This is a genomic window from Cyclonatronum proteinivorum (assembly GCF_003353065.1).
GTDB classification, from domain to species: domain Bacteria; phylum Bacteroidota; class Rhodothermia; order Balneolales; family Cyclonatronaceae; genus Cyclonatronum; species Cyclonatronum proteinivorum.
Map to the genome: position 1 here is coordinate 1,783,040 of NZ_CP027806.1, position 12,641 is coordinate 1,795,680.

A 12,641-nucleotide genomic window follows, 5' to 3' on the forward strand; every position below is an offset into this window, starting at 1 on the left:
ACAGCATGCAATCAACCGATAAACACAATCTGAACTACCGGCTTGAGCGCGGTCACGGCATCATCCTGCCCGATGCGGATGTTGGGCTGGATGTTTCGGCCAATGTGGCAAAGCACATTTTTGTGAGTCACGCCCATGCCGATCACCTGCCGCGCGACCGCTACATGCACGTGTATGCGACGCCGCCAACCGCCCGGCTTATGCAGCTGCGCGGCTTCCGGGGGGATGTCACCGAGCTTGAATTCGGCAAGCCCGTCGAATTTGATTACTGCCGGGTTACCCTTTGGCCAGCAGGACACATCCTTGGCTCGGCCATGATCGAAGTCGAGACCGAAGCCGGGCGCATCCTCTATACCGGCGATTACAAGACGCCGCCCTCGCTCGTAACCGAAGGCTTCACTTGTCCGGACGCCACTGACTTCTTCATCACCGAGTCCACTTTCCCGCTGCCGATTTATAAGTGGAAACCGCACGACGAGCTCTTCGCGGAAATGCGCGCTTTCGCTACAGAAGCCCTCGACGAAGGCTACACGCCCGTTTTCCTGGGCTACAATCTGGGCAAGGCGCAGGAAATCATGCACGGACTCGCGCCTCTCGGCCTCCCCGTGCAAATTCATGGTGCGGGCTACGAACTTTGCAAGGTCTATGAAGAATTCGGATTTCCCCTGGGCAACTGGGATAAATACGATCGCGCAACGGCTCAGGACGGTCGCATTCTCATCACGCCCTCTTCCGCGCTGGAGTCGCCCATGCTGCGGAACATCCGGCGCAAGCGCGTCGCCTACGTGTCCGGCTGGGCTACGCATGAGTCACGCCGGGTGCAGCTCACGGTCGATAAGCTCTTCCCGCTGTCCGATCATATCGACTTCTTCGAACTGCTTGAGCTCTGCAAAAAACTGAATCCGCGCAAGGTGTACATCACCCATACCCCCAACCCGCGCGTCGTGCAGCACTATTTGTCGGAAGCCGGCATTGCGAGTCAGCCGCTTGAAATTGAGGGCTATGAAGATGACTGACACCCTGCCTGAAACAGACGCCCGGTTCGGAGCTTCCTTCCGCAGGTTTTGTGAAGTGATGCAGCGCATTGCCGAAACCCGCGGCAACAACCGGAAAATCAGCCTCTTTGCGGATTACCTGCGCTCGCTTCCCAACGAGCGGGACACCGCGATTGCTGCGCAGTTTGCCGGGGAAGGTGCTTTTTCTTCGGTCTCCGGCAAACGCGCCTCGGTGGGGCACCGGACTGTTGCCGTATGCGCCGCCTCTTTCTGTGAGATTGATTACGACCTCGTGTTCCGCGCCTGCCGCACTGCGACCGGAAGCGCAAGCGAGACCATCGAAAAGCTGATGGAAAACCTGCCCGTTGCCATCAGTAAGCGGCAACCTGAACTGCTGAGTCTGACCGAAACCGAAGCCCTGTATTACCGGCTCGAAAAAGAGCGTAGCCGCGAAGGCAAACAAGCGCTGCTCACAGAAGCCTGGTCGCGGATGAGTCCGCTGGAAATCAAGTTTTTTATCCGGGTGATGGGGCAGGGGAGCCTGCGGATCGGCTTCGAGGCGCGCAGCATTGTTTCGGCCCTTGCCTCGGCTTTTGGATATGAGGCGGAGGAAGTCCGCTACGCCCACATGATCACCGGCAGCCTTGGGCGGACCGCGGTGCTTTGCCGCGAAGCCCGCCTCGACGAAGCTCGCTTCCGGCTGTTTCAGCCGATTGCCTTCATGCTCGCCTCCCCGGTCGAGAGCCGCGCAGTCGAGGACATCAGCGCCTACCTTGCCGAAGAAAAGTTCGATGGCATGCGGTGTCAGCTGCATGCGGAGGGCGCAAAAGTCGCGCTGTTTTCACGCGATCTCAACGACATCACTGCGGCTTTCCCTGAAATTGTGCAGGACTTCAGCGCCAAAACGATGCCCGCTACCGTGCTCGACGGCGAGATTTGCGTGTTCCGTGAGGACACCATTCAGCCGTTTCAGGAGTTGCAGAAACGCATGGGCGTGAAAAAGCCGGGCGTGGGCATTCTCAAAAAACATCCGGTCGTGTTCATCGCCTACGACCTGCTGTACAGCGCAGGCAAGCCGCTGTTCGGACTTCCTCTCACAGCCCGCCGTGCGCAGCTTGAAAGCCTGTGTGAACAGCACGACATCCGCCGCAGCATTGCGTTTGAGGTGAAGGATGAGGCGGAAGTCGATCAGTTTTTCGAGCGTGCCCTCGCGCACGGCAACGAAGGCCTCATGCTCAAGCACCGCGACAGTACCTACGAATACGGGCAGCGCAGGAAGTCCTGGCTGAAGGTCAAAAAGCCCGGCGGCACCCTCGATACGGTCATCATGTACGCGCATGCGGGCAGCGGCAAACGCGGCGGCACCTACTCCGATTTCACCCTCGGTATCTCCGTTAGGGATGATGAGCGCTACGAGGAAGAATTCATCCCCATCGGCAAAGCCTACGGCGGCTATACGGATGCAGAGCTCAAAAAACTCAATCAGGCCATGAAACCCCTCATTGTGGATCGCTTCGGCCCGACTTACTCCCTTAAACCCGGCATTGTGGTCGAGCTCGAATTCGACGGCATTCAGGTCAACAAGCGCACCAAAGCTGGCTACACCCTCCGCCTTCCCCGCTTCCGCGCCATCCGCTGGGATCTCACCCCTGCCGACGCAGACACCCTGCATGAAGTCGAACGCCTCGCCGAAGAGAAACGCACCGCTGAGCGAAGCGCGCAGCGTGAGCATAGGTCGTTTAGGTAGTTTTCTTTAGAAAATAAAGTTGTCCATGCAGGTTCGCGCATGAACTGATTTCTCATTTAAATGCTCGTTGTGATGTCGAATACAATTTATGAGTTCAATTTTAACACTACCGAATCTTTGGAGATATAGCGGCACGGCCTGGCAAGAGTCAAATTTGTTACGCAACTTTATTATATTATGCCAAAAAAACAAAAGCTATCTTATTGGATATGAATGCTGTATCAACAAAAAAAATTAAAACAAGCCGATTGTTCCCGAAAACCAGCTTTTTAACGGGGATGGGTTCTGTACTCAATATTTCAGGGCGCTATTTTGAGTTTAATTATTCAAAGTCACCTCAAGAGGCCGATTTTAACGCCCTTGCTTCGGATTGGAACATGGTTGGGCAGGATTTCAGGCAGGTACTTGAAGATGAAATGCAAAAAGTGAAGCAATCAGCACTTGAAAATAAACAACCCTAATAGTCCATCGAAATGAGTAAAAGGCAGGAAAGCCAAGGAAAAGCTTCAGCTCAAATTTCTGATGCATTGGATAAGGCATTAGAAGATGTACCTGCAGAAAAAAAGCTCAGACATTGCAGGAGGCTTTGCTTGGTGTAACTATCCAACAATCAAGCTCATTCACAGGTCCGCTTCCGCCACCTGCACTGCTTAAAGAGTACTCGGATATTGTAGAAAATGGAGCAGAAAGAATATTCCGAATGACTGAAATGCAATCAGCCCATCGCATGCAGCTTGAAGACTATGCTATTAAAGAAGAGCTGTCCCAAAGCCGTAGGGGTCAAAACTTTGGATTTGCTTTGGGAGTCTTAGGTCTGATTCTTGCAACCGTGCTGGCATTAAGTGGCTATGAATGGGTAGCCGGTGTATTTGGCACGACTACAATTGTGGGACTTGTGACAGTTTTTGTAATTGGGAAAAAGGCACAGCGAAATCAGGAATAAGCATGATTTACGCGTTTTTTTATTAACAACTAATCTGTCATTTCATCCGGCAGCAAACGCGAGCTGTGTATGATGCTGATGATCTCAATGGTAGTTAGCTCAGGCCTTACCATGTAGATGATGCGGTATGGGTGATGAAAAACCTCCCGGATATCATCCCGTTCATATTCCGGGACCATGCGACCTTTGAACGGATACAGCGGGATTTTTTCGACTCTCCCGATGATTTTCTGTACGGTCCGATAGGTATAAAGTGTGAGTCTTCTGCGATAAAGTCGAAAATCTGATCGGGTTGTTCCTCGGCTTTCTTTGTCCACGCAATTTTCCTTATGCGGGCTGATATTTCTTTTTCAGTGCATCATGTGAGCACAACCTGCCTGCAGCGGAATCTTCCAATCCTTGTTCAATCGATTGGCGGACATAAATTTTGTACATCAGATCATCCCAGTCCGCATTTTCCGGCAGATCATTCAAAAGACGTTCGGTTTCTTTTTTTAAGTCGGTTTTTTCCATGGTAACAGGAGCTTAAGTTTATGTTTGAAATAGTATCGTTATCAGTGAAATAAAAAACAATGGGTTTTGACAGGAGCTTAGGTAATTGCCGAAAAAAGGCTTCAGCTTAAACATTCTCGTATATCGGTGATTCAAAAAAGTGAAGGCGGAGTCGAAGGATCTGGTAATTATGCTTAGGATGCTGTTTCCACAACATCCTGTCCATCCTGTAATCCTAAAAAATCCTTTTCAACACACGGCAATGACGGGAAGGCCAATCCGGGTGAATGCCGCGGCAACCGGCTGATTCGCGTTCCATCATCCGGGGGCTGCCATCTGCGGCCTGCTATTACATCGCGGCTGGTCCTGCTTGGTAGATCCCGGATAATGCTGCAGGGCATTTCGTGGTGGTTAGGGAGTGCCGAATTGCAGCATTTCCGGGATGACGGTTTAGGATGCTGTAATTATTGGATTTACGAGTGTGGTTAACCCTCCAAGGGTTCGCAACCCTTGGAGGGTTTCGAGTGGGCTTCCATTTTCGAATCGAAACGCTGAACTGTTGGGCTTCCTGGTGTTAAGAGACGAAAATTTGACATCGAAAATATTATGAAGACGGCGCAAATCAGTCGCTATCACGAAAGGGGTGGTCCCGGAGCAAGCCTGTTAGGGTTGGTGATTCTCGAATTGCTTATGAGCATTTTTAGTCTCGTATGCCTGTGTCGGCTTAGGAAGATGATTCCACAACATCCTGTCCATCCTGTAATCCTAAAAATCCTTCTCAAAACAGTGCGATGCGAGGAAGGTAAATTGGGTGAATGCCGCTGCGTTCGCCTGATCGGGCTTTTATCAATATTGGTCGGGCTTTCAATTGTGCGCATAATGTGCCCACGCCTTTCCCGCTTCTGAGCCCTACACCACGAGATCCTTCGACTCCGCTGCGCTTCGCTCAGGATGACAGACACCGACTCGCGGCAAACGGCGCGGCAAGTCGCGCCGGGGATTTCAGAAATGACCCTGTCATCCTGAGCGGAGCCGAAGCGCAGCGAAGGCGAAGTCGAAGGATCTGGTAATCAGGCTTGGGATGTTGATTTCAAAACATCCTGTCCATCTTGTGATCCTGAAAATCCTGTTCAACAGACGGCGATGGGGGGAAGGCTAATTCGCGTGAGTGCCGCCCTATTCGTCTCATTGGGCTTCTATCAATATCGGTTGGCCTTCCAATTGTGCGCATAGCGTGCCCACGCCTTTCCCGCTTCTGAGCCCTACACCACGAGATCCTTCGCCTTCGCTGCGCTTCGCTCAGGATGACAGGCGCCGGCACATGGCAAACGGCGCGGCAAGCCGCGCCGGGGTTTTCAGCAATGGCCTTGTCATCCTGAGCGGAGCCGAAGCGCAGCGAAGGCGGAGTCGAAGGATCTGGTGATGAGGCTTAGGATGTAGTTTCCACAACATCTTGTCCATCCTGTAATCCTAAAAATCCTGTTTAACACACGGCGAGGCATTCGGGTGAATGCCGCTGCATTAGCCCGATCCGCGTTCCATCAGCGTCAAACCGGCAAAAAAAGCAAGGCGACCTGAGACCGTTTTGGGATGCATTGAGTCAGCATTGCGGCCTTGATGCTCTCGGAGTTTTACCCAAAAAATAAAAAAAGCAGCTGACGTTTGATGAGTTTTGTTCCGGCCCGGAGGGTGGGTGCGGACTGCCTTTCGGGCAAGGACTGGGGCCTGGCGAGGGCAAGGGGTGCCGGTTTGTGTTCCAATCTTCGGGAGAATTTATTATTCTCTGCTTTGCTTTCCGAAAATGTTGAGCTTTGAACTGTTCATCACCATTAATCTAACCGGCTTTTTATGAAACGGACCTGTACGAGCTGTTTTTCCGGCAAAATCCTGATTCCGGGATTTGCCGCTTTTTTGATTTTGTGGGCGCTGTCGCTGATTTCGCCCCTTCCCGCTTCCGCAGCTGAGGCTGTGCAAATAGCCAATGAGACGGCCTCCGATGAAGCCGTGCTGCCGTTTTTCCTTACGCACCCTGCGCCTTCGCCGGACGGCCAATCCGTGGTTTTCAGTTTTGAGGGCGATTTGTGGCAGGTGCCGGTCAGCGGCGGGGTGGCGAGCCGGCTGACCGGGATGCCGGGGGAGGAGACGCATCCGCGGTTTTCGCCCGATGGGCGCTGGGTTGCGTTTTCGGGCGAGCTCGACGGCAACACGAGCGTGTACCTGAAGCCGGTAGGAGGGGGCGACATCCGGCGGCTGACCTGGCATGATGGCTCGAACCTGGTCAATTCGTGGTCGTGGGATTCGCAGCACGTGCGGTTCAGCTCCGACCGCTACAATTATATTGATGCGTACGAGGTGAGCATCAGCGGCGACACCCCGCGGCGGCTGATGAACAGCCATTTTTTTAACCTGCCGCACGATGTGGCGCAGCATCCGGATACCGGTGATTTCTTTTTTACCGACACCTGGGAGAGTTTCCGGTTTTACGAGCGCAAGCGGTACCGCGGGCCATTCAATCCGGTGATCCGCTCCTACAATCCGGAAACCGATGTTTATACTGCGCACACGGTGCACGACGGCAAGAACATGTGGCCCTCGATTGACCGCAGCGGGGTCGTGTACTACACCTCAGATGCGTACAATGGCGAGTACAACCTGTTCCGGCTTGGTGCGGACGGGCTGGAGCAGCTCACGCATTTCGACCGCTCGGTGAAGTTTCCGCAGGTGAGTGCGGATGGCAGCGTCGTGGTTTTTGAGCTCGATTATCAGCTTTGGGCCTACGATGTGGCGCAGGCCGAAGCCCGCCGGATTCCGGTGCAGATCACCCGCACGCCGGTGCTGGGGCTGCCGGTTTCGTTCGAAGTCGCCGGGAACATCACGGCCTTTGATGTGTCGCCGGATGGCAAAAAGCTGGCTTTCGTTGCGCGCGGTGAGCTGTTTGTGTCCGACGCTGAAGGCCGCTTTGTGCGCCAGATGCCGACCCGAAGCGATGAGCGGGTAGGGGAGGTCATCTGGCTGAATGACGAAGACCTGCTCTACACCCAAACCCTGGCCGGCTACTTCAACCTGTTCCGCATGCGCGCGACCGGCGACGGTCCCGAGATGAAGCTTACCGAGCTGTCCCTGCATCACCGGAACCTGCGGCTTTCGCCCGACGCCGAAAGCGTGGCCTACTTTCGGGGCCGAACCGAAGTCATGCGCTTCGACCCCGCCCGCAACCAAAGCCGGCTCTTGCTCGAAGACGAACTCTGGACCTTCCGCAATAGCACCCTCCGCTGGTCGCCCGACAGCCGCTGGGTTGCCTTCAACGCGTATCGCTTTTTTGAGCGCGACATCATCGTGCACGAGATTTCCGGCGGGCAAACCCTGAACCTCACCCGCACGGGCGTGACCGAAAACACGCCGTTCTGGTCTGCTGACAGCCGCTACCTCTATTTTTCCACCGACCGCATTCAGCCGGTGTTTCCACGCGGCAACACGGCAGCGGACATCTGGCGCATGGCCCTGACCCCGCAGGCTGCGCCGCTGCGCCTCGACCGTTTCGACGCGCTTTTCACCGAAGGCGGCAGCACTGACACCGAAGTGAGGGTCGAAATCGAAACCGACCGCCTGCATGAGCGCTGGGAGCAGATCACCCGGCACAGCGGCAATCAAACCGGCCCGTTTGTGGTCGTTGATGGCGAGAAACAGACCGTCATTTACGGCTCCGCCCACGACGGAAGCGGTTTTCATCTGTGGAAGACGGTACTCGAGCCTTTCAAGTCGCCCGAGACCACCAAAATTGACGGCACCCGAAATGCGGGCACCGACATCGTCACCGCCGGTGGCAGTCAGTTTTTGCTCATCAGCGGCAACATCCACAAGCTCGACCTCAACCGGAACAACACCGAGCGCATCCGCATCGAGCACCGCTTCAGCCGCAATCTGATGAATGAGTTTTCGCAGATGTTCTTCGAAACCTGGGCCAATCTCGAAGAGAATTTCTACGAAGAAAACTTCCACGGTCAGGACTGGCACGCTTTGCGCGACTACTACGCGCAGTTTCTGCCGCACCTCAATAGCCGCGCCAACTTGCGCCGCCTCACCAACGATTTGCTCGGCGAGCTCAATTCTTCGCACATGGGCTTCAACACCCGCGGCGACGAAGAGAACGTGTTCCTCAACGCCCGCACCCTGGCTACCGGCATCCTCTTCCGCAACGATGATCCCTTCGTGGTGGAGCGCATCCTGCACGGCAGCAATGCCGAGCTTGCCGGCTTGCAGGCCGTTGTGCAGCCGGGCGACATGCTGCGCGCGGTCAATGGTGTCCGCGTCAATCCCGAGGGCAACCGCGAGCGCTATTTCAGCACGGCAGAAGCCGGAACGCCCCGCGAGCTTGAGCTGACCTTTGCCCGGGGCCGCGCCGAGTATCCGGTGCGGGTGCAGTCACAGACCTCCGGATCGCTGCAAAATCTGTTTTATGACGAATGGGAGCGCAGCCGTCAGCACAAGGTCGATGAAATCACCGGTGAGCGGGTCGCCTACATCCACATGCGTAACATGGGCGCGGGCTCGCTGCGGCACTTCCAGCAGGAAATCGCCCGGCAGTTCGTGCACCGCGACGCCCTCATCCTCGACCTGCGCTACAACCGCGGCGGCAACGTGCATGATGACGTCATTCAGACCCTCAGCCGCGCGCCCTACCTGAATTGGCAATTCCGCAGCGGCGCCCTCGCCGATCAGCCCAACTTCGCGCCCGCCGGCAAGCCCATTGTCGTGCTCATCAACGAGCAAAGCCTCAGCGACGCCGAAATGACGACCGCCGGTCTCCGCGAGCTCGGCCTCGGCACCCTCATCGGCATGCCGACCTACCGCTGGATCATCTTCACCACCGCGATGGGCCTTGTGGATGGCTCAAGTCACCGCCTCCCCGCCTGGGGCGTGTTCGATTTCGAAGGCAACAATCTCGAACTCACCGGCGTGACCCCGCACATCGAAATCCGGAACAGCTTCCACGACCTCCTGCACGGACGCGATCCGCAGCTCGAGCGCGCCTTCGAGTACCTGCGCGAACAGGGCGTCAGCTTCGGCGAGTAGATCCGCTCACTTTCCCCAAAACAGCGCCTTGCTTGTTTAACGCGCTGTTTTTTTTGGGGTTTCGGTGGAAGCGCCCCGCAGCTTCCGTGCCGGATTCAGCCCTCCGAACCGGGGGCTGAACCGCTTCGGATGTACCTGCCGGACTCGCCCCATCCAAAAAAGAAAAGCCGCTGAACCAACCCGCATCACCCGCACCAAAATCCTTCAACCCAATCCCGCATTCAAACCCCTGATCTCCATGAAAAACGTGAACCTCGGACTCCTGCCCCGTCTCGTCATCGGCATCATCGCCGGCATCCTGATCGGCCTCTACCTGCCGGAGTGGACCGGTCGCATGCTCTACACCTTCACCCACCTGTTCGGGCAGTTTCTGGTGTTCATGGTACCGCTGATTATCGTCGGCTTCATCGCGGCGGGCATAGCCGAGCTGGGCGCCAAAGCCGGCAAGCTCCTCGCCGGCACCGCGGGGCTCGCGTACGGCTCAACCGTGCTCGCCGGGGTACTCGCGTACTTCGTGAGCACGGGCATCATCCCGATGTTCATCACCCACAGCGATGTAGGCGAAGGCGCCTCCGGCCTCACGCCCTTCCTCGAAATCAGCACCCCGCCCATCTTCGGCGTAATGACCGCGCTCGTCACCGCCTTCGTGTTCGGCCTCGGCATCAACTACCTCAAACAAAAAGAAAACCGCACCACCCTCTTCGCATGGATTGACGAATTCCGCAGCATCATCGTGCTCGTGATCGTGAAAGTCATCATCCCGTTTTTGCCGATTCACATCGCCGGGATCTTCGCCGACATGGCGGCCTCGGGCGAAGCTTTCCAAACCCTCGCCGTCTTCGCGCGGGTGTTCGCGGTCATCATCGGCACGCACTTCCTCTGGATTCTCACCCAATACACCATCGCCGCCCTCCGGACCGGCACCAACCCGTTCCGGGCCATCCGTGGCATGCTGCCCGCCTACACCACCGCACTCGGCACCATGTCGAGCGCCGCGACCATCCCGGTCACCCTCCAAAGCGTGAAAAGCATCGGCGTGAGCGAGCGCACCGCCGAGTTCGTCGTACCCCTCTCCGCGACCATTCACCTCGCCGGAAGCACCATCACCCTCGTTGCCTGTTCCGTTGCAGTGCTCATCCTCAACGGCATCACGCCGGAGTTCGGCATCTTCCTGCAATTCATCCTCCTGCTGGGCGTCACCATGATCGCGGCCCCTGGCGTACCCGGCGGCGCCGTCGTAGCCGCCATCGGCCTCATGGCCTCCGTACTCGGCATGACCGACGCACAGCTCGGCCTCATGTTCGCCCTCTACATGGCACAGGACGGCTTCGGCACCGCCTGCAACGTAACCGGCGACGGCGCCATCTCCCTCATGGTCGATTCGATGGACACCACCCCCGAAGCCTGACCCCACGCCAACGCCAAAACACCGGGATCGGGATTGCAGGAGGTGGTCCCGGTTTCGGTGTTTAGACTCAGAATTATGGGGTAGTTCAGGGCTTGTTATTTTTTGGGAGGAACACCGAGAGCATCACTCATATGTTAATTTTGATTCAAATTGGCGTCTAATCGGGCAAGTGTTAGATTAGAAACCAAACAACCGAAATAGGAGCAAGTCTGGCACCCTCGGAGCATCACAATCACCGGTTTAACCGGATGAACCACGCCAGGCATAACCAGACTTGTATCCTGGCGTTGAAAGACAACAGTACCTAGAGCTTAGACCCGTTTCTAAAGCTACCATTCATGAGTGAAATTCATGCGACAGGATCCTGCTTCGGATGCAAATAACACACCACTAAACTATTGATTAGTCATGTTTTATTCCATTGGCATAGATATCTCAAAAGACGACTTCAAGGCCTGCATCCTCGAGTATAACCCTGTTGAACAGACCGAGCGTGTACGCTCCTCCAGAAAGTTTAACAACACCCAGGCAGAGCTGCCCAAGTTTGTCAGCTGGGTCACCAAATGGGAGTCCAAACAGCCTGCACCGGTGCGCATCACCATGGAAGCCACCGGTGTGTATTACGAGCGGGTTGCCCTGCACCTGTTTGATAACCACCCCGAATGGGCATTAAGCGTGGTTTTACCCAGTCAGGCGCGTAGATTCAATGAGTCTGAGGGATTCAAGAACAAAACCGACCGTATTGATGCCCGCGGGCTAGCCCTGATGGGTGCGCGCAAGAAGCTGCAGCTATGGCGGGGCATTAAACCCTATTGGAGCGAGCTGCGTCAGCTCACGCGTACCCGTGGCGCGTTGGTAGAACAGCGGACCCAGCTCAAAAACCAGCTTCACGCTCTCAATTACAGCGCTTACGCTATCAAAGATACGCGCAAGATTGTCCAGCAAACCATCGCTGCCTTGGATAAACAGATCACCAAGCTTGAAAAGCTGATCACCAGGCATCTGGATTCGGATCCGGAGATCGAAGAAAAGGTGGATAAGCTGAAGTCGATTCCGTCGATAGGTTTGATTACAATCTCCACGGTGCTGGCAGAGACGCTGGGCTTTGAATACTTTACGTCAAGAAGCCAGCTGATCAGCTATGCGGGTTACGATATATTGGTTAAGGAGTCAGGTAAACACAAGGGCAAAAGAAAAATGTCGAAACAGGGCAATGCGCGCATCAGGGCAGCGATGTATATGCCGGTGGGCAATATTTTGTCGCACAAGCGGCAGCCCTATTACAACTATTATGACCGGTTATTCAGCCGGCACGGGATATCAATGAAGGCAAATGTGGCCTTGCAGAAGAAGTTATTGTGCCTGATGTACCATTTGTGGAAGAAAAACGAGGCCTTTGATGCCGCGCTGGCGCTCAGGCCGGCCGGCCTGAGCGCCAGCGCGGCCTGAGCGCCAGCGCGGTATCGCCCAAGGGCGATACCGGTGTTGATACTACCATACCGGAGCTAGAAATGGCATTTTTTGAAGATTAAAAGGAAAAAAATTACTTGACTTTTGACACAGTACCTGGCAGAAGTGCTGGTTCCAGACCTCCCAAATCGGTCTCATGGTGCCTTGCTTTTTGATGTTGGCGCTTCTTGCCGATTACTGCGCGCAAGCCCGAAAGAAAATCATAATTAATGGTAGCAAAGCCGAAATTACTTTGAATGTTAAACTTTGGCGAGTATATTCTTTGGAGCTTAATAGTTTGGTATTAAGCTTGAAAGGGCAAGTACAAGTAATAGTCCCAATAAACCAAATTGAATAAAGCGCAATAAATGGTCGCATATCACTCCATATTGGTATGTAAAGCGCATGTTTATTGCGTGTATAAATGAGTTGGCAGACATTCTATTAAAGCTATTAGTAAGTTCTTCTAGTCATAAATAATAATCAAACGATTCATTTTTGGGAAAGACGGACAAGTTCAAATGCCGAATTTTT

9 protein-coding genes are annotated in these 12,641 nt (G+C 54.9%); 7 read left to right on the forward strand and 2 right to left on the reverse strand.

The window, feature by feature from the left end; all coding sequences use genetic code 11:
* The first annotated feature begins 5 nt into the window (after positions 1-5).
* From CYPRO_RS07025 to CYPRO_RS07040, 4 genes are all read left to right on the forward strand, one after another.
* Entirely contained in the window at positions 6-1,016 is a 1,011-nt protein-coding gene (locus CYPRO_RS07025; RefSeq protein WP_114983940.1) for a hypothetical protein, read from the forward strand.
* Positions 1,003-2,742 carry an ATP-dependent DNA ligase gene (locus CYPRO_RS07030; RefSeq protein ID WP_240644857.1) on the forward strand — a complete coding sequence of 580 codons (1,740 nt, stop codon included), beginning with the start codon at positions 1,003-1,005 and terminating at the stop codon, positions 2,740-2,742. The genes CYPRO_RS07025 and CYPRO_RS07030 overlap by 14 nt, the downstream gene beginning before the upstream one ends.
* 209 nt (positions 2,743-2,951) lie before the next feature.
* Positions 2,952-3,203 (forward strand): hypothetical protein, encoded by a 252-nt coding sequence (locus tag CYPRO_RS07035; protein WP_114983942.1) that lies wholly within the window; start codon positions 2,952-2,954, stop codon positions 3,201-3,203.
* A 125-nt stretch (positions 3,204-3,328) separates the two neighbouring features.
* Complete coding sequence (locus CYPRO_RS07040) at positions 3,329-3,685, forward strand: DUF2335 domain-containing protein (protein WP_240644872.1); 357 nt, start codon at positions 3,329-3,331, stop codon at positions 3,683-3,685.
* A gap of 29 nt (positions 3,686-3,714) precedes the next feature.
* Here the strand turns inward: CYPRO_RS07040 and CYPRO_RS07045 are convergent, their stop codons facing one another.
* Together CYPRO_RS07045 and CYPRO_RS07050 are read right to left on the reverse strand one after the other, a co-directional pair.
* A complete protein-coding gene (locus CYPRO_RS07045) occupies positions 3,715-4,002 on the reverse strand; it encodes a type II toxin-antitoxin system RelE/ParE family toxin (protein WP_164682616.1) in 288 nt (95 codons plus the stop codon).
* Between the two features lie 10 nt (positions 4,003-4,012).
* Complete coding sequence (locus tag CYPRO_RS07050; protein ID WP_114983945.1) at positions 4,013-4,198, reverse strand: VIT1/CCC1 transporter family protein; 186 nt, start codon at positions 4,196-4,198, stop codon at positions 4,013-4,015.
* Positions 4,199-6,025: 1,827 nt separating this feature from the next.
* Here CYPRO_RS07050 and CYPRO_RS07055 point away from each other — a divergent pair.
* The 3 genes from CYPRO_RS07055 (at position 6,026) to CYPRO_RS07065 (ending at position 12,107) form a co-directional block, all read left to right on the forward strand.
* On the forward strand, positions 6,026-9,250 hold the full coding sequence (locus tag CYPRO_RS07055) for a S41 family peptidase (protein ID WP_114983946.1): 3,225 nt from the start codon (positions 6,026-6,028) through the stop codon (positions 9,248-9,250).
* 238 nt (positions 9,251-9,488) lie between these two features.
* Positions 9,489-10,658: a dicarboxylate/amino acid:cation symporter gene (locus CYPRO_RS07060; RefSeq protein WP_114985728.1), complete on the forward strand. Its 1,170-nt coding sequence runs from the start codon at positions 9,489-9,491 to the stop codon at positions 10,656-10,658.
* A 408-nt stretch (positions 10,659-11,066) separates the two neighbouring features.
* Positions 11,067-12,107, forward strand: a complete 1,041-nt coding sequence (locus tag CYPRO_RS07065) for an IS110 family RNA-guided transposase (protein ID WP_114983947.1) — start codon at positions 11,067-11,069, stop codon at positions 12,105-12,107.
* The last annotated feature ends 534 nt before the right edge of the window (positions 12,108-12,641 follow it).